A 17,590-nucleotide genomic window follows, 5' to 3' on the forward strand; every position below is an offset into this window, starting at 1 on the left:
TCTATTATCTGCCTACTGTACCCGTAGAGTTAATTAATTTATCAAGCAATTCATCATAAGTGGTCATAAATCGAGCAGATGCGTTGTATGCATGTTGGAACTTGATCATATTGGACATCTCTTCATCCAAAGATACGCCGCTCACAGATTGACGACGAGTCTCTACTTGCTGGACAAGAAACTCAGTATTAGATGTCTGACGAGCAGCTTCCTGAGATTGAACCCCCAGTTGTCCAACAATTGCGCTAAACTGCGCTCCAACAGTTGCATTGCGCAGACCATCGATGGATTTCATTGGTGTGTCCTTCAGGTTAGCAATTAGTATCGCAAGCGTGTTATTCCCTTTGACAACCGTTTCTGTTCCTGAAGTAGTATCCGTTGTTGTGCGTAAGGATGATGCAATTTTGTTTGGATCAGCTACAATTGCTGCATTCAACGAAATGTTACCAGCGGTAATTCCGGTAGATACTGGATTAGACGGATCAGAGCCTGCCACTGTAAAAAACGGAAGACCTGGAGACGATCCATCCAGACTATATCCAAGCTGATGCAGACCATTAAAGCCTTTAATCGTCACTGGATTTGAAAAAGTTGCATCTATTGTACGTGCTTCACCTGTAAGACCCCAGGGATTATTCTCAGGCAAAACAGAACCCACTGGAATTGAAATTTGTATATCGCCGTTAGCTAGCGTGTTGGCGAGTTCATCCATTTGCTTCTGATAATCACTCACCAAGGTGTCTCTGGACTTAATCATCCCGTGAACCTCACCATTGGTGAGTGTTCCTGCAGTATAAGCCGTGTTCAGATAGTCCGAAGTTACCTCCGTCGTTACAGCTCCACCTGTAACAAGAGCTTCTCCATTCATCTGAATCTGATAACCTTGTGGAGAATCTGTAACGGAAATATTCATGATTTTGGACAGTTTATCTGTCATCAGATCACGTTGGTCACGTAAATCGTTGGCATTGTCGCCAAGAGACTCGACTTTTACAATGGCACTATTGAGGTTTGCAATGTTACCAAGGTAGCCCTGAATCTCATTACTTTTCACAGCAATATTGCTATTCAGATCTTCGCTAAGCGCACCCAATTGGCGGCTAATCTGATTCATCGCATCCGTAAGAGCCAGTGTTGTTTCCTTGACAATACGACGTGCTGTAACGTCCTCAGGGTTTTTACTCAGATCTGACCATGATTTGTAGAAGTTATCCATAACGGTCCGAAATCCGGTGTTGGAAGGCTCGTTCACAATGGCTTCAAGTTTCTCAAGTGTATCTCGTTGAATGGACCAACTCCCGAAGTTGGTGTTTTCATTACGATATTGGTCATCCAGAAATTTCTCGCGCACACGTGTAATAGAGTCGAACTCTACCCCTGTACCGAGCTGTCCTGGTGTTGTGCTATGCAGAAATGCAAATGGCTCCATTGGAATGGATGCCTGCATGTTTACCTTTTGGCGTGAGTACCCTTCCGTGTTGGCATTAGCTATGTTATGGCCTGTTGTGCTAAGAGCTGTCGTCTGTGTGAACAAACTGCGTTTAGCCGTTTCGATTGAATGAAATGTAGATGTCACCTGGTTTCCCCCTAATTAATCAGGCACGCGTGTCAAACAGACCGATTCGCCCTGGATTGCCGTTCTTATCAGCAGGATGCTGATATGTGGCATCCTGTTCTGGCCGAGAAGCAAAGATATCCATTGAAAGATCAATAAACATCAACGATTGCTCGATCAGCTTTTGATTCAGTTGATTGATTTCCTTTAACTCCTGCAGTGTTCCCGCCAGCTTCTTCTGGACTTCAAGCAATCGCAGTTTGTCAGCCGGATCAAAAATCAGCTTTGAGATCTCGGTGATATTCAGGTTCAGCATGGACTTTATGCCCCGCTCCTGCAACAGTTCGTGAACTGCACTCTGCCGTTCGATCTCCAATGGCTCCTGTTGTTTCATGAAACGAGATTCTTTGTTGAGGAGGGCAATGAGTTCATCCACATCGTTTTTGACAATTACCTGTCTCTTGACCTCGCTGAGTGCCAACATATCGCGGTGACTTTGTTCCATTTGCTGCAAAACTGCAACTAATCTGTCCAGTGCTGCCATTACGTGATCACCTATTCCTTATCAAAAGACTTAAAATACGGCAGCAGCTTGTCAGCAAGCTTGCTGCTATCTACCTGATACGTTCCTGAACTAACCTGTTCCTTCAGTTCCTGTATCCGCTGTAAGCGTCCTGCATCCTGTGTACGACTTTGTTCCTCAAGCATCTTCATCGCCTCCGGAGAAATGGATACTTCGTCCTTACGGCGGCTCTTCTTGGCATCAGCCTGCTGATTGGATTCAACGTTCCTTTGATATGAATTGATTGCTCCAATTCTACTCGGTTCATTGATTTTCATATGAACTACACTTCCTTCCACGTTAGAATTTTACATTGATATACGTTTTTCTTACCTTATCTTTATGTTATCGAAATGATTGGGAAAATAAAAAAACCGATAATCTTTAATAAGTTTATCGGTACGTTTCAAAACATTTGTTATAGCAAGATCTGTATTTAAGACCTCGTTCCTATGAATCGCGTAGTTTGTCGACAGCATTGTAGGTTCGTCCGCCTATATTGCCGTTATCCTTCTGACCTACATCACGAGCTGCACTAGCTAAGTCTTTCGTCAAGCGATGACGACAAGAGTCACACATATGACCTTCACGAATCAATGTTCCGCATACTTCACAAGGATACATCATATTCGGGGCATTTTCGATGGAAATCCGTCCCTCACGGATGAACTTGGTAATGGTTTTGATCGAAACTTCTGTTGCATCAGATAGTTCCTGGATATTGGTGCCTTTATTTTCGCGCAAATAATCTACACAGATCTGATATTCCTGTTCCATTTCCTTAATACAATTCGAGCATACATCTCGAAAATTCAACGCATATAATTTACCACAGCGAGGACAATTACCTAGATTCATCGCTAAAACGCCCCTCTCAAACTTCCATTTCCGAATAGATAATAATTATACATTACCTTATTTTCTCTGATGAATCCATAGTCTATTTACCAATACATCATGTGGAAAGGATGCATGTATGCGCAATATAATAAGGTCCTTTAACTATATAAAAATTGACTTTATCTCGAAATAAACTCTTTAGCCGAAATCATCTTTTCGTATCCAAACAACTAATTGGACATAATCATATTAAACTTAAAAAATATAGACTACCAATATAGTCCATGTTTCATTATTATTACTAGGTAAGAATTACTATATATAGGCAATATAGATCACCCATATTGCCCAGATGAGGAGATAGAGAGTCAGATGATTATAACTTCCTTGATCGTCGCAGCCACCTTATTGGTAGGAGGAACGTTGATCGCAACCTTCTGGAATGAAACCATTTCGTGGCTAAAGCGATCCATCCAAAAAGTTCAAGAATGGATTCAACGAACGATTTATGGGACCAAGCTGTTTTTACGTAAGATGGGCAATGGCTTTCAAGAGACATCAAAGCATTATGTGAAAGATCACAATGACCGCTGGAACGAAACAGTGACTACGCGGGAAGTATCAGCGGATCAAGTCCCGCCTGAAATAAGGCAAATGGCGCAAATGGGCGTGGATCGGGATATAACTAACGAGTTGGCAGCGAAGCTCCATACATAAATATGATGAGAGGAGGAATTCGGAATGGCTATCATACTTGGTATCATAGGCATTATTTTAGGAATCGGACTCATTGTGTTTCTAGTCAGTCTGGTCATTTCTCTGGTTAAGCTCTTGTTTGTTGCACTGTATTACATTGTGAAATGGGCCCTGATCATAGCGGTTCCTGTAGCGATTTTTGCTTTTTTCATATATCTGTTTACTGTCATCGGTGCTTGGACACTTATTGTCATTGTTGCCTGCGTCTTGGTGATTTGGCTAATACGATATCTGGGTCCGGAAACTTTAGAAAACCGCGTAACCCGAGTTTTCCATGAGAATGAGATCGCATCAATGGAAGATCTCCTCAACAAGGTAGAGGGTGTTCCTAGCAGACAGGCTCTTGTGAACGTACTGGAGCAATTACATCAGCAGGGCAAAGTGGAGTTCATTGAGTTCGGTTTGGAGGGTAGCATATTGTTCCGCTGGACCGAACAAAGGGATTATCCGCAGGGCGTCATCACTACACATCTTATGGTAGATTAATGAACCTACCTCAGCAAAAATAAAAGGAGTTGTACATATGGCAATCGGTAAAAGGTTAGATCATCAAGTAGTCCATACGGAGAGCTACGCAAGTTCTGAGGCAAATCCCGTAACAAATGTTTCAAAGGCAGTTCAAGAAAACGGACAAGTGGGGAATACCCCCTTCTCTTTTATTCCTGTAACTCCTAAGTATAGCTTTAACGATGTTATTTTGCCCGAAAAAACACTGGATTCAATTCAAAATGCCTTGGCAATTAAAGAACAAGGTGATCTGGTCTTTGGAACTTGGGGTCTATCCCAAACGCACAAACATGCCGGAAAAATCGGTATCAACCTTTACGGCCCCCCAGGTACAGGCAAAACAATGGTAGCGCATGCGATTGCCAACCGTTTGAATATGCCACTAATGATAATCAATTATGCGGACATAGAGTCCAAATATGTAGGCGATACACCCAAAAACCTAACCAAAGCTTTTCAGACCGCTGAACAAACTGGCAGTGTGCTTTTTTTTGACGAAGCAGATGCTATTCTTAGCCGTAGAGTCACTAATATGAACAATGCTACAGATACGAGTGTGAATCAAACACGTTCTGTAATGCTTACCCTGCTTAATGATTACAAGAGCATCATTCTATTCGCAACCAATTACATATCTAATTTCGATCCTGCCTTCATGCGGCGCATATTGGCTCATATCGAGTTTGAATTACCGGGTGCCGAGGGACGTGCCAGATTGCTTCGGAAGCTGATTCCGTTGCAAATGCCTAATGATATTCGGATTGAAGAAGCTGCCCGACAATTTGACGGCATCTCGGGCAGTGACATTTCCAATGCCGTTCTTATGGCCGCATTCAAGGGTGCTGGCACTCCTGAACTTATTGTAAGACATGATCACTTAATCGAAGCACTCAGCTCTATTAAGAAAAGTATCCAGGCCAACAACAATGTAACGATTGAAACCACACCGGTAAGCGAGGCATATGTGATGCAACAGCTTGGCAATCAATTTATCCATGGAGGCCAAAATTCATGATAATTACAGCATTGTTAGTCGCAGCTGGGGTAGCAGCAACGGTAGGGATTATTTCCGCATTTTGGGATGATATCAGAAAATGGTTGAATACGCTGGTCAAAAAAGTGATGAAGGCAGTCAAGGCCGCGGTCATTGGTGTAAAGGTCTTTGCCAAGAAGATAGCCGAGGGCTTTCAGGAAATTGCCAAGAGCTATCAACTGGATGAGGAAGGAAAATGGCATGAGACAACCGTAACCAAAACCGTTCCGGAATCTGCGGTGCCACCGGAAATTCTAGCAAAAGCGAAGAGAATGAACCAGGAGGTCGATATCTCGCAGGATTTGGAGAAAGAACTAAAGCTGGTTATATAAATGGGTAGATTATTTTGAGTAGATGGAGGCGAAAAAATGCAGGAACCTGTGAAGAAATCTCGTAAAAGTATTATCGATCAGTTAGAACCGTTGGAGAAATATGTGTGGGAACTAGTAGAGGGAGTATTCGCCAACACAAAAAAGAATTGTACCATTGATGAACTTGCGCAATTATATGACAAAGAAACGGATGAACTGATTCTGGACGCGGTACGCAGAGAAGGCCTCGTCTTTGTCGGCGGAAAGCTGTATATCGCAATTACAGATGATGAGCTTGGTTATGTGGTCGGTGTGGAAATTTACTTCAAGCGACCTGATGGAGAATGGGTCGTCAAGAAAAACCAGGCAGCGCCAAGGCCTCTGGATATCATGTTGCTTGACAGCAGGAGTGAGCTTAAGCGGTTGAAGCAAATTGAATTTGAACTCACAGAACCGGAAGCGGGTGGGAAGCGTGTTTACTAAAGTGATTGCCATTGGCAGTGCGCTGCTTGCTGTCACGGTCACCTATGCACTGTTTAGAAGAAAACGAGTGAGTCCTATCCTTCTGCATGAACTGGCAGACCGATATTCTGAAGGAAGTGACAAAGTTATTCTGGACGAGATGGAGCGTGGAGAATTAACATTTATTTCAGGCCGTCTGATCTTTGATTATGTGCTGGTTAGCCGAAAAATAGCTGTAAAAACAGAGTTTTATTTTCAAAACATCAAGGGTGAATGGATCAAAAAAATGCATGAGGAAGTATTGTCGAGCCGTGTACTAACCAAAGAAGCAATAAGCGAGCTAGCGGATGTCCAGCGGGTCGTTTTTGAAATTGAGGCCCCCAAGAAGACAGCCCCAACCGTTGCGTATTAAGAGGAGGTAAGAATACTAAATGGAACCAGCAATACTGACAACTGCAGGATTCTTGACAGAAAAGGTCGCTGAATCAGCTGCCTTGCATGAGACAATACAAAAACCACTGGAAATCAGCTATAAAGCAGCGGAATGGAACGATTCAGTAGAACTTGCACCTAGCCCAGTAACGATGGAGAAGCTAAACGTGCTGCTGGACAGTGAGAAGTATCGGAAGCTTAGTGAATTTCGGGAGCTGTCCCAGACTAATCCAGATACCATACAGGAGGCATATAACAATGTGCATCTTAAGGGGCAGATGGGCGAAAGCCTGATGGAGGCAAAACTCTCGCAATTCGGTGAGACGCGCTCCCAGATTCCTGTCCAGCTTGAGAATGCAACTTCAGGGAACCGGATTGATCTGCAAATAATGGAGTCCAATTCTAACCTGAGGCAGGTCGAGATGAATGTTCAGGGCGGAGAGATCACACTCGACCGTAATTATGACCTCATGAAAGGTGAATCTGCCTCCTTCGAAGTGAAGAATGGAGGGCTCCCCTATCTCAGGTCCGAGTTATTAAACGGAGAACTCCAGCAGCAGATTGCCGCAGGAAAGCAGATATCTGACCATTCTTTTGTTGTAATTAATGAGAATACAGCAAAAGCGCTGTTTCAAAATCCGGATCTGGCGGCCCAGGTGATTACGGAGATCCAGGAAGCAGGCGGTAAACTCATTGCCGGACTGCCATCCCAGAGTGTGCAACTGGCAATATTTATGAGCTAAAGGAGAGCTAAAACAGTGAATGAACAAATGACCATCCTCGTAATTAAAAGCAAAGATATTGAGCTCAAAGAACAATATGGTAAATTCCAGGAATATGCAGCGTTGTCTGTGAGTCGGAAAATCTCTTTTGAAGAAAGAGTGGCTATCCTTGAGAGCATGGGCGACTGGGCCGAAAAAGTACAGCATAAAATTGCAGCACTCTCCGAAGAAGGCATAGCTGTGGAACTCATTGAGGATTCGGTTATCAATCAGTTGTCCGCAGAGTCTGTCCGTGCAAAGCTTTCGAACGGTCTGTTTAATAAAGCTGAATTGAAGGACCTGCTACAACATCAGGCCCATCAGCTTCCTGAAGGATTCACCGACCTTTGCATTAGCCTCTTAGATCAACTTGGTCAAGACGAATACATCCTGTTCTGGAATATGGGGGAGCTGGAGGCACATGCCCTACTATCGCATTAGACAATTCGCTGTACAAGACACTCGAGAGAGTTATTATGTGTACCAGGGAAAAGAAGAGGTCGAGGTTCAACTGAACGAAGGATATTCGGCGGTCCGAGATATGCTTGAGTACCTGCATTATGCAGGCACTGAAGGACGGACGGCTTCGATTGTAATTTATTATCACGAAGAACAGCTACATTATTTTGTTCAAATGGACGAAGATGGAATGCAGGCGATACTGCAACATTGGGTCCCACGTTGTGATTGGGTGCAGGAAGACTTTGCGCCAGACACCTCTTTTGCCAAAGAAAAGATGACGCTTCGAGGTTCCACTTCTCCGTTAGTTTTGAAAGAACGCGAGGAAAATCTGCTGGATGAGTTGATTCGTGCCCTACCGCGTGAGACCTTTCTGCTTCAGATTAAGCTAGGTGTAGCAGACAACGATTCAATAGCCGGGCAGATCAACCTGCTTGAGCAGACGATCAATGATATGACACAGAAGGCAACAGTACATATCGGGGAACAGAATAAGCTGTTTGATCAAATTAAGAAGACGTTAATGGGTGGAGATAACCGTTCCTATGAACTGGTGAATATTAATGTGAAGCAGCAACTGGACATTCTGGAGAATCACCTCTATACCTTGAACAGCCAAGGTGCGGTCTTCAGCTCGACTGAGTTTACGGTCTATGCCGGACAAGGGATAGCTTCGTTAATTGCCTCCAAGATGGAGGCATTCACGAGACGTTCCGGTTCGCAGTCGTTACACAGGCTGCGAAGAGCACAGACTTCTTCCCCTGTAGAGTTCTTGAACTATGTCAATGTTAACAACCTATCAGCACTACTAGCATTCCCAATGAGACCCGTCCCGGGCTTCAAACAAAACCGCAGAGTGACTTTCGGCGCGGATATCTCAGATAGTGAAAATAATGCCAAGAATAGGATCAGCCTGGGCCGCCTCATCCTTGAGCACGAAACCCGAGTCCCTGTGAGCCTTCCTTTGGCCGATCTCACAAGACATGTATTTGTGGCAGGGGTTACGGGAAGTGGTAAAACAAGTACGATCAAGAGTATGCTGATACAGGTCTATGAGCAGAAGAAACCTTTTCTGGTTATGGAGCCTGCAAAGACGGAGTACAAATATCTGGACACGGCTATTCCCATGTTGAAAAGATACATTCTCGGCATCGAGGGGGCTTTCAGCCTGAAGATCAATCCTTTTGCCTTTCCTGAACATATTCATATCCAAACACATTTGGACCATTTGAAGTCGGTGTTTATCGCCGCATTTCCAATGTACGGGCCAATGCCGTATATCTTGGAGACAGCTTTTTATGATATTTACCGCCGTACAGGATGGGACTTCATTTCCGGACGAAACATTCATGAATCCGGTTTACATAGGGATCAACTGTTTCCTACACTGGAGGATTTAAACGGAGCCATTGATTTCGCTATTGAAGCGGCTGGTTATTCCGTGGAATTATCCAGTGACCTTCGCGGCGCGCTGAAGGTTAGGATTGGCAGTCTGTTGAGTGGTGCCAAAGGGAACATACTGAATTGCCGGAGTGGAATATCCATGAAAGAGCTGCTGCAGACACCGACCATCATTGAGCTGGAACATATCGGAGATGACCAAGAAAAGGTGTTCCTTATGGGACTGCTACTCATTTCAATCTATGAGTACTATGTGTCAGAAGGTCTTCACAGCGAGGATCTTCAGCATTTGCTGGTAATCGAGGAAGCACACCGTTTACTCACAAATGTACAAGTCTCTGGCAATCAGGAGCAGGCTGACATGAAGGGCAAAGCCGTAGAAACCTTTAATAATATGCTCTCGGAAATCCGTACCTACGGGCAAGGCATGCTGATTGCCGATCAGATTCCAAACAAGCTCTCGCAGGATGTTATCAAGAATACCAACCTTAAAATTGCCCATCGCCTGTTCGCCAAAGACGACCGTCAGGTCATTGGTGATTCCATCGGTCTCCAAGAAAATGAAATGGAGGAGCTGATCCGTCTGAAGCAAGGAGAAGCGGTTATCTTCCACGGTGATGTGGATAGGGCAATGAAGGTCAAGATCGACGTAGATGCGGCTACGCTGGCCTCCAACCGCAAGGATGTACAGCGTCCTAGTGTCGCCTTGTTTAGTGCGGAGGATTATCTGCTGCAGCAAGACGGTTTTAGAGAGGATTGCTACAGGTTGATAAATACCTGTCTGTTGTTCCCTGAATTGCAGTCTGCTGCAGAGCAACGTTTGGCCGAGATGGCAGAAGAACAGTTTGGACTGCTGCTGCCTGTCAATCATAGCTATTGGTGGAGCAAGCTTTTGGAACGGTATTTCAAATCCAAGCTGTTCACTGAGCAAATCCCTTATATTAAGCTTATTCAATTATTAGAAGAAATAGGAGCAAGTGTTGATCCACTTGCCTATATGGTTCATAACACCCAGGGGCTGATCCGAAGAAAAGGCATGGAGCACCCGATGCATAAATTCTCTGCGGTTTATAATAAATACCAGTGTTTTCGATTCCTGCTGCCGGTCAGCGTTCAGGAGCTTACGAGTTTTATAGCCGCACTAAGTAAGCCGGCGCACTATGAAAGCCTACTGCTGGTTGATCAACTATTAAATAAATCCAATATGTCAAAAAATATCTACACAGAGCTTATGAATCCCGATCATCGCAAACAGTTATGCAATGCAATGATGATTACGCAATTTGGTGATCAACCTGATCTGCTCGATTTATTCTTCGGAGTAAAAAATTTAAGTCCCGAAGGATGGATTGAAAGACAAACATACTAAAATATAAACAGTTACTGTACAGCAAACCTCATTTTAAGGTCTGCTGTAATTAATATTAGATAAGCCCATGGTTAATTTTTGAATTTCGCCATGGGCTCCTTTTATTTATTAAGTACAATTCTCAGCCTATGTTTCAATTCCTAGGATCGCGCCAAGGTCAGTGTATAGATCTCAATGGGAATATCCCTAGACAATCCTATATCTAAGATAACTCTCCCACACGCGTTCAGGGTGCTACCCGTTGTGTATATATCATCGATCAACACCAAACAAAGTGGGGATGAGTGTACTCTTACAATATTAGAAGCTATTATCCCCCTATAAAGCTCCCTCAAAATATCAATTGCCCCAGGACTTATCGAAAATGCCTCCTTCATAGACTCAATTCGCTCGCCACGTGATTTGAAGCTTTGTTTGGTGGTGTTGATCTGGCGCTGCAACAGATCAACGATAGGTAGGCGGCAGGCGGTGGCGAGCCCAGCAGCCAGCCGCTCCGCCTGATTGAAGCCACGTTCGGCAAGCCGCTCGCTGCTCACCGGGACATAGGTGACCGCGTCAGGCCGCCATTGTGGCTTCGTTTGTTGAGCATGTGTGGCGAAATGAGCCACGGGGGCTGGGGGTTCTTTTGCCAAAGCAGAATTCTGCTCCTCTCTCATCGCTTGAAAGGCTTGAATCAACAACGCGGTTAAGAGCGGCGCGTATCTTTCGTGGCCTCGAAATTTGTACATGCCTATCCATTCTTTCATAAGAGGGTTGTATTGTACGGCGCTGCGGTTGGAGATAAAAGAACGGCTTTGCATGTGTGGACGAGCACAGTCCGGGCATCCGACACCCCGACCACAAAGCAGGCAACGGATGGAACGTATCCATGGAATCTGCTTCACACAACGTGGGCATATGCCTGGATAGGTAGAAGACAGAATCGCTCGAGTCCCACATGTCAGACAAGTCGCTCCCGGCGGGGCGAGCAGGTGATGAAGACGCTGGGTCAGGTGTTGCGCGTGATCGGTTATGTTGCTGAGCCAGTTGAACATAGGGGGCATACCTCCAGTCTCGGGAATGTATTGTGATATGTGGATACGAACTGGGCAGATGACAATTATGTCTTGGATGGTGGATGCAGGTAGCCTTTGCGACGAGCGATAGCGTTCATTTTCCGAATCTGGGCAACGGCCTTCACCTGTGAACGTGTCCGACGAGATGATGCAAAAACCACTCTACCCGCCGGGTCATCCATGGAACGCCCTGCTCTACCCGCCATCTGGACCAGTGACGCTTCATCAAAGAGACCATTGTCTGCATCCAATATAAAAACATCACTGCGCGGAATGGTCACGCCACGCTCCAGAATTGTTGTCGTTACGAGCAAACGAATTTTACGTTCACGAAAGGCTATAACTTTGCTAGCGCGATCAGGGTCCTGAGATGAAGTTCCTTCGATATGGATTCCGGGAAAGGTACGACGCATTAGATTCACAAACGCCTCAATCTGGGCAATACGTGTTACAAAGACAAATACCTGAGCGTCACGCTTCAATGAAATTTGGATGTTAGTCCTCAAGGCAGAAGGAAGATTTCGTTTCTTAATACATTCAGCAACGGTAACCATTTTGATCAATCTTGGCACGGGCAAAGGATGACGGTGGAAACGTACTGGAACTTTGGCATGAGTGAGTTTCCCCCGTGCTGCTTCCCTCTGGAGCCGAGCAGGTGGTGTGGCAGATAGATAGACAAAATTCCCGTCCGGTTTACAGGAGGATGCCGCCGCATGAGCGAGCATGGGATCGTTGTGATAAGGGAAAGCATCTAGTTCGTCGATGATGACGAGATCGAATCCCTGGTAAAAACGCATCAGTTGATGTGTGGTCGCGAGCGTGAGCTGAGCGTCTTTCCAGCGTTCGTCACTGCCTCCGTAAAGGGTAGCGAGTGAGGTGTCCGGAAAAGCTTTGGCCAGACGCGGAGCTAGTTCTAGCACCACGTCCCTGCGCGGCGTAGCGACCAAAGCTCGTCCGCCACGATCCAATGTATGTTGGAGCAGGGGGAATATCATCTCGGTCTTGCCGGCCCCGGTCACGGCCCACAGCAGGAACCGCCCCGGCCCATCCCCTGCGGGCGGCCGGGCCAAAAACGCAAGCGCCGCGGCTGCTGCCGCGCTCTGCGCTGCGCTAAGCCCCCACCGGGCGAGCCCGCCGCCGGTGGGGGCCAAGGCCGTGCCACGCGGTGCTTCGCCGCGTTGTGGCACGGCCCCTTGCGCTGCACTGCGTAGCAGCAGCGCACAAGCACGGCTGCGCCCGAGCGCGAGGCATGCCTCGCAGTAGGCGCACGCCGCCAGGCCGCAGGCAGCGCAGGGCACGCGCTGCCTGGCTTCGCTGCCACAACGATGGCAGCGGGGCGCGCTCCGCGCGCGTCCAAGCCACGCGTGCCGACGGCCCGTGGCAGGCCCTTCGAGGGCGGCTGTGATACTCAGCCGCCCGTGCAAGCGCGCGAGCTGCGCAGCCGCGCGCCACTCCCTTGGCGGCTGGGCGGTATCCGCCAGCAACGCCTCCGCCTCGGCCGCCAGCAGTTGGCGGCCGCTGATCCGCTCAGCCAGCAGGGCCGCGTCCCGCTCCAGCTGAGCCCACTGCCCGGCGGGATACGGCTCTGGCATCCCGCCTACCTGAATGCGATGCGCAGCGACATTTTCCGCTTTGCCCGCTATACCTTTTCTGGCCTCAACTTCCCCCGAGGCCAGTTCATACACATCCAGCTTCCGTGCAAGATAACTCTGCCATTCGCGCTCGCCCCACTGATCCATGTCCCGCTCCATCTCAAAATGTTCAACCAACCAGGATGCCTGACTCAACGGCAACGCCGGATCTAACAGCAGCCAGCACAGCACATGTCGCCCACTTCCTCCCTCCAGCCACCAAGCCACATCCACTCGAATGTCGAGTGATAACATCATGCTCCACCATTCCCCTACACGGCACACATACAAAGCAACCTTCATTTACTCTCCTCCCCCATCGTAATTTAATCCGAACGCAAAAAAAGCACATGCCAACCCGGCTGTTCGCCGGAGCATGTGCTTCATGTCCATATTCCATCTTCGTATGATTAATCTACTTATCACTATACCAATTGAATCTCTACTCTACAAACTCTGCCATTCAGAAACATCTTATTTACCAACTCGAATAACAGGTTGCTGATCAGGAGCTGTCTCAATATAGATCGACTCGCCAGGTTGTAAAATCTGACCGTTCACTTCAAAAGTAAACGTCGTTTCAGGTTTCGTACCATATATATCAGGGACTTCTTCATCTTCTTTATACTCATTTAGCGTATCTCTATCATTATCTAAGATGAAACCGGGTTCCATCCAACTTGAAATTTCACGCTGAGTATCCGAGTGTTTATCTTCTTCTGCAATTACTTTGCTTGAGGTAAGACTCAATACCAAGATCACTGTTATCAAAAACATCATTTTCTTTTTGTAATGCTGTCTCATTAGATCATTCTCCTCATGTACCACTTTCTTAGCAACCTATTAACCGGGCTCTTATATGTTTTCTACGATGTACGTTTACTTCAATCATGTTGGACTGAAATATCCATGAACCGGTTATGTATTACTTAGTTTGGAGATGCCTGAGAAACATTCGATTATATCGATTAATCAACTCATCCAAAATTTCGGATTGCTTAATTACAATTGGATGTTGCAAACCATAAATCGCTGTCAATGTGTACAAGCTTTCCCTTTCACGTTCTAGTTCGATTTCTTGTTCACTCGCAACATGTTTCATAGCATCTTCACCTCTATAAAACATTGTAACCTCTTATGTGAAAACATAGATTTCCATGAAATAAACAAAAAATATACGAGATTAACCACCATCTCTTCACCATGTATATTAATCGCCATTAGCTTGATGAAAAAATCAATATGGACAACATCATTTCTTTTATAACAGAAGACGTTTCAACTGGGCTCGTAACAAACGACTCATCACGTTAGCATCATTGTTAATTCGATCAATAATTGACAAGCTATCCAAGACAAATTGAACTCCAATCTGAACACGATTGGAGTTTAGATAATAATCACCTACATCCATTAGAAATATCGCAAACCGATCATCAATAATCTGGTCAGTATAAGAGCCTACGTTCTCCTGAGTGAACATATGAGATGATATATTTATTTTAAAACGCTCCAACACATGGTCAATATTCATATTATACGTATTGGCTGCTTTAATGAGCTTGAACATTCCACGCAAAATCTCGTTTTCTCTTACTGATAAATATTCCACATACTCATCCAAAACATCTATTTTACCTGCAAGAATCTGATAGAGATATCTATTGGCTACTGCCCACTCCCGAAACTGTTTTTTCGTTAGCTCCGCCTCAAGATCATTCTCCATAATCCAATCCTGATTCTCGTAAATTGAGACATAGTGTAGTGCCTGATTATAATCATTCTGCTCTTCTGCAATGGACCCTTTAATCAAATCCGAGTATAAAATATAACCAAACAAAGGTTTGGAAGGCTCCTGATAACTCTTCCCCCGTCTAATCCGTTGATGTTTGATTTTGTACTGCACCCTCGCCAGTTTGCCCATTCGTGTTGCCAGTTGTTCCGCTTTGTCCCAACGACGCAATGAGAGGTATAGATTCATCAGATCTTTCAGCGCATCCAGTTGATCCAACTCATTAAGGCGCACGACATACGGATCAAATTGCACAGCACATTCCAGATTATTCTGCTGATCATCATTAATCGAGAGCTTGAATATTCGATACTGGCAGATCGCCAATCGTTCAGCATGCTGGTACCGCTCCCCTTCACACACTTTACGATATATAATTAGTGCAGCTTCCGCGCTCCCTTCAGCGTTTAATGATTCGGCACAATCAAACAGTTGTTGGATATACGCAGGATTCTCCATCATTAGATCTACAGTTCGTTCAATACAATCGTTTTTTCCAAGCTCAGCACAGCGTATGATGAACGGGCGCAACCGTCGCCAGTTCATTGTAGGGTCATCAAACAACTCACTCACATACTGTTCATAAAAATATCCCTCTTCCAATCCCATGTATTCTGTCATGATATCCAGGATTTTTACCGATATAGGCTGTGAACCATTAATCACTCTACTTAGCGTTCCAGAGTTAATGCCTGATTTCTCTGCAAAATGATAAAGAAGGATTTTGTTTTCCTCTATGTAATGTAAAAATTCTGTTCGGATCGTCTTATCTATTATACTCAAGAAGATACCCCCTTCCAGAAACACACTTTTCCCACGCCCGACATCCATTTTAAGTCATTATATGGTTTAATATACCATAGGTCAATATAATGGAAGAGTTGCTGTGCATTTTATGAGTTGATCTATCATCTCTGGTTCACACATACTAATTCTTCTAATAACCAGAATCTTTCTTTAAATTGCGAAACTTTTTCCAATCTGCTTCGTCTATACTTTTAAATTAAGAGTTCTGACTTCGAAAATCTTATTTCTGTGATCAAGAACTCCTTATTCCCAAGCAACAACCATAGATTGCATAAAAACCCATTTTTAATTTAAAAGCAGACTTGGCTACAATTACAAAAAAAGACCACAGCTTCTGCTGTAATCTTTTCACTGTAGATCTGCGAAATGTTAATCCCATTTCCCGCTCACATCATGATTTATTGCTCTGACTCACGCAAATCAATCAGGCGAAACGTGTGATCGGTCTGTGCTACCCGTTCAATATCAGCAGGGACAGCAGGCAGATAAGATGTCTCCATTCCTTGCCTTTGCATAAGCTTTTCAATAATCGTAATCGTTTCTGCTTCTGTACGATCAGCGACAACTGTTAATCTGAAGCTCTTTCCACGGTATAACAATTCCCGGCAAAGTGCTCTTACAGTGCCTTCGATCCGTCCTGCCTGATTGGAAGGGATGAGCAGGATCTGCTCGAAGCCTTCAGATTCCGGACGAGAAAGATGGCGCTGGTGCATGGCATGAACGGCCATTGCCGCCAGGAAGTATATGAGCAGAATCATAGTCAGATGAGCAACCATGGCAACTGCACCTCCTCGGAAGGTCATGCTCACCCATGGCGAACATCCCTGTATACAACAAGTATATGCTGTACTTCCTGAAGGGTTACACTTGCATTTCCTATCACTCATATTCCACGCTGATCGACACCGGACGAAGAAAGACAGGCCAGGTCATTCATTCACGCCTAAGCTTGAACATATGTTCCGCACAACCTTACACTTTGCTCATTTGCAGTGATAAAGTCCATTAACCCGCAGACCAATCCAACATTCTGGAAAGGGCGCGAGTGAACACCAATCTATACTTCGTCTAGGTTGAATCAACCAATGGACTGACTTACCGTAAGAATACTGCTTTACGAAAAACATAAGGTATTAGAGCGTAACCCAACCATATTTGATCGAATTGATAACGGCTTGTGTACGGTCGTCCACTTCCATCTTCTGCAGAATACTGCTGACATGGTTTTTTACTGTTTTTTCACTGATGAACAGGAATTCACCAATCATTTTGTTGCTCTTACCTTCTGCCATCAAGCGAAGTACTTCAGCCTCACGACGTGTGAGCGGGTTATTGTCGCCAGCGACAAATTTAACGCCTGCTTCCTTCGAAGCTCCTTCACTCATTGCCCCTGTTTCATTAAGATACGTCATACGACGCAGCTGCATGATCAATTTGCCTGTTACTTTCGGATGTATGAACGCATGGCCTTCATGCACGGAACGAATCGCATTGATCAGAGACTCGGCCTCCATATCCTTCAGCAAGTATCCGTTAGCCCCTTTACGAAGGGTCTCAAATACATAACTTTCATCATCATGAATGGACAAGATAATTACTTTGACATCTGGGAACAGCTCACGCAATTTCTCCGTTGCTTCAACCCCATTTTCGATTGGCATGTTGATATCCATCAATACGATATCAGGTTTATCCTGATTGCAGAATTCGAGCACTTGAATACCATCGCCGCATTCGCCGATGACCTCAATGTCGTCCTCCATATTTAAAATGCGTTTCAGTCCCTCACGGAACAGCTGATGATCATCAGCCAAAAGAACTTTAATCGATGCTTTACCAGTATCACGGTTTTCCATC

21 protein-coding genes are annotated in these 17,590 nt (G+C 45.2%); 10 read left to right on the plus strand and 11 right to left on the minus strand.

The annotated features are described in order from the left end of the window. Positions 1–4: 4 nt before the first annotated feature. The 4 genes from flgK to MHB43_RS29210 form a co-directional block, all read right to left on the minus strand. Positions 5–1,576, minus strand: a complete 1,572-nt coding sequence (gene flgK / locus MHB43_RS29195) for a flagellar hook-associated protein FlgK (protein WP_405130896.1) — start codon at positions 1,574–1,576, stop codon at positions 5–7. 19 nt (positions 1,577–1,595) lie between these two features. Then, positions 1,596–2,099: a flagellar protein FlgN gene (locus tag MHB43_RS29200; RefSeq protein WP_405130897.1), complete on the minus strand. Its 504-nt coding sequence runs from the start codon at positions 2,097–2,099 to the stop codon at positions 1,596–1,598. 11 nt (positions 2,100–2,110) lie between these two features. Continuing rightward, a complete protein-coding gene (gene flgM, locus MHB43_RS29205; RefSeq protein ID WP_036612484.1) occupies positions 2,111–2,395 on the minus strand; it encodes a flagellar biosynthesis anti-sigma factor FlgM in 285 nt (94 codons plus the stop codon). Between the two features lie 172 nt (positions 2,396–2,567). Beyond that, complete coding sequence (locus tag MHB43_RS29210; RefSeq protein ID WP_076328744.1) at positions 2,568–2,975, minus strand: TIGR03826 family flagellar region protein; 408 nt, start codon at positions 2,973–2,975, stop codon at positions 2,568–2,570. A 354-nt stretch (positions 2,976–3,329) separates the two neighbouring features. Here MHB43_RS29210 and MHB43_RS29215 point away from each other — a divergent pair, with 354 nt between their 5' ends. From MHB43_RS29215 to MHB43_RS29255, 9 genes are read left to right on the plus strand one after another with little or no spacing between them, the layout of a single operon-like run. Further along, positions 3,330–3,674 carry a hypothetical protein gene (locus MHB43_RS29215; protein WP_405130898.1) on the plus strand — a complete coding sequence of 115 codons (345 nt, stop codon included), beginning with the start codon at positions 3,330–3,332 and terminating at the stop codon, positions 3,672–3,674. 24 nt (positions 3,675–3,698) lie between these two features. After that, entirely contained in the window at positions 3,699–4,199 is a 501-nt protein-coding gene (locus MHB43_RS29220) for a hypothetical protein (protein ID WP_405130899.1), read from the plus strand. A gap of 37 nt (positions 4,200–4,236) precedes the next feature. Continuing rightward, positions 4,237–5,235: an ATP-binding protein gene (locus MHB43_RS29225; RefSeq protein WP_282320097.1), complete on the plus strand. Its 999-nt coding sequence runs from the start codon at positions 4,237–4,239 to the stop codon at positions 5,233–5,235. Continuing rightward, positions 5,232–5,585, plus strand: a complete 354-nt coding sequence (locus tag MHB43_RS29230) for a hypothetical protein (protein ID WP_405130900.1) — start codon at positions 5,232–5,234, stop codon at positions 5,583–5,585. Before MHB43_RS29225 ends, MHB43_RS29230 begins: the two co-directional genes overlap by 4 nt. Positions 5,586–5,621: 36 nt before the next feature. Continuing rightward, on the plus strand, positions 5,622–6,047 hold the full coding sequence (locus tag MHB43_RS29235; protein WP_339284440.1) for a hypothetical protein: 426 nt from the start codon (positions 5,622–5,624) through the stop codon (positions 6,045–6,047). Continuing rightward, the gene (locus tag MHB43_RS29240; protein WP_339284442.1) at positions 6,037–6,438 is read left to right on the plus strand and encodes a hypothetical protein; all 402 of its coding nucleotides are present in this window, start codon (positions 6,037–6,039) and stop codon (positions 6,436–6,438) included. Before MHB43_RS29235 ends, MHB43_RS29240 begins: the two co-directional genes overlap by 11 nt. 19 nt (positions 6,439–6,457) lie before the next feature. After that, on the plus strand, positions 6,458–7,201 hold the full coding sequence (locus tag MHB43_RS29245) for a hypothetical protein (RefSeq protein ID WP_405130901.1): 744 nt from the start codon (positions 6,458–6,460) through the stop codon (positions 7,199–7,201). A gap of 15 nt (positions 7,202–7,216) precedes the next feature. After that, the gene (locus MHB43_RS29250; RefSeq protein WP_405130902.1) at positions 7,217–7,660 is read left to right on the plus strand and encodes a hypothetical protein; all 444 of its coding nucleotides are present in this window, start codon (positions 7,217–7,219) and stop codon (positions 7,658–7,660) included. Further along, on the plus strand, positions 7,641–10,448 hold the full coding sequence (locus MHB43_RS29255) for an ATP-binding protein (RefSeq protein ID WP_405130903.1): 2,808 nt from the start codon (positions 7,641–7,643) through the stop codon (positions 10,446–10,448). Before MHB43_RS29250 ends, MHB43_RS29255 begins: the two co-directional genes overlap by 20 nt. A 140-nt stretch (positions 10,449–10,588) precedes the next feature. Here MHB43_RS29255 and MHB43_RS29260 read toward each other — a convergent pair whose 3' ends face one another. Further along, entirely contained in the window at positions 10,589–11,176 is a 588-nt protein-coding gene (locus MHB43_RS29260) for a ComF family protein (protein WP_405130904.1), read from the minus strand. 30 nt (positions 11,177–11,206) lie between these two features. On the opposite strand from MHB43_RS29260, the gene MHB43_RS29265 reads away from it, so the two are divergent. Further along, complete coding sequence (locus MHB43_RS29265; RefSeq protein ID WP_405130905.1) at positions 11,207–11,518, plus strand: hypothetical protein; 312 nt, start codon at positions 11,207–11,209, stop codon at positions 11,516–11,518. A 29-nt stretch (positions 11,519–11,547) separates the two neighbouring features. On the opposite strand, the gene MHB43_RS29270 is transcribed toward MHB43_RS29265, so the two are convergent. The 6 genes from MHB43_RS29270 to MHB43_RS29295 all read right to left on the minus strand — a co-directional run bounded on the left by MHB43_RS29270 (position 11,548) and on the right by MHB43_RS29295 (position 17,589). Further along, the gene (locus MHB43_RS29270) at positions 11,548–13,437 is read right to left on the minus strand and encodes a helicase-related protein (RefSeq protein WP_405130906.1); all 1,890 of its coding nucleotides are present in this window, start codon (positions 13,435–13,437) and stop codon (positions 11,548–11,550) included. A 171-nt stretch (positions 13,438–13,608) separates the two neighbouring features. Further along, the gene (locus MHB43_RS29275) at positions 13,609–13,938 is read right to left on the minus strand and encodes a hypothetical protein (protein ID WP_405130907.1); all 330 of its coding nucleotides are present in this window, start codon (positions 13,936–13,938) and stop codon (positions 13,609–13,611) included. Positions 13,939–14,059: 121 nt separating this feature from the next. After that, on the minus strand, positions 14,060–14,260 hold the full coding sequence (locus MHB43_RS29280) for an aspartyl-phosphate phosphatase Spo0E family protein (RefSeq protein ID WP_405130908.1): 201 nt from the start codon (positions 14,258–14,260) through the stop codon (positions 14,060–14,062). A 135-nt stretch (positions 14,261–14,395) separates the two neighbouring features. Continuing rightward, entirely contained in the window at positions 14,396–15,709 is a 1,314-nt protein-coding gene (locus MHB43_RS29285) for a helix-turn-helix domain-containing protein (RefSeq protein WP_405130909.1), read from the minus strand. Between the two features lie 422 nt (positions 15,710–16,131). Continuing rightward, positions 16,132–16,509: a hypothetical protein gene (locus MHB43_RS29290; protein WP_405130910.1), complete on the minus strand. Its 378-nt coding sequence runs from the start codon at positions 16,507–16,509 to the stop codon at positions 16,132–16,134. Positions 16,510–16,866: 357 nt separating this feature from the next. Then, complete coding sequence (locus MHB43_RS29295; protein ID WP_026081439.1) at positions 16,867–17,589, minus strand: response regulator transcription factor; 723 nt, start codon at positions 17,587–17,589, stop codon at positions 16,867–16,869. Position 17,590 lies beyond the last annotated feature (1 nt).

It is taken from the genome of Paenibacillus sp. FSL H8-0317, from assembly GCF_045040685.1.
In the GTDB taxonomy this organism is placed as follows: domain Bacteria; phylum Bacillota; class Bacilli; order Paenibacillales; family Paenibacillaceae; genus Paenibacillus.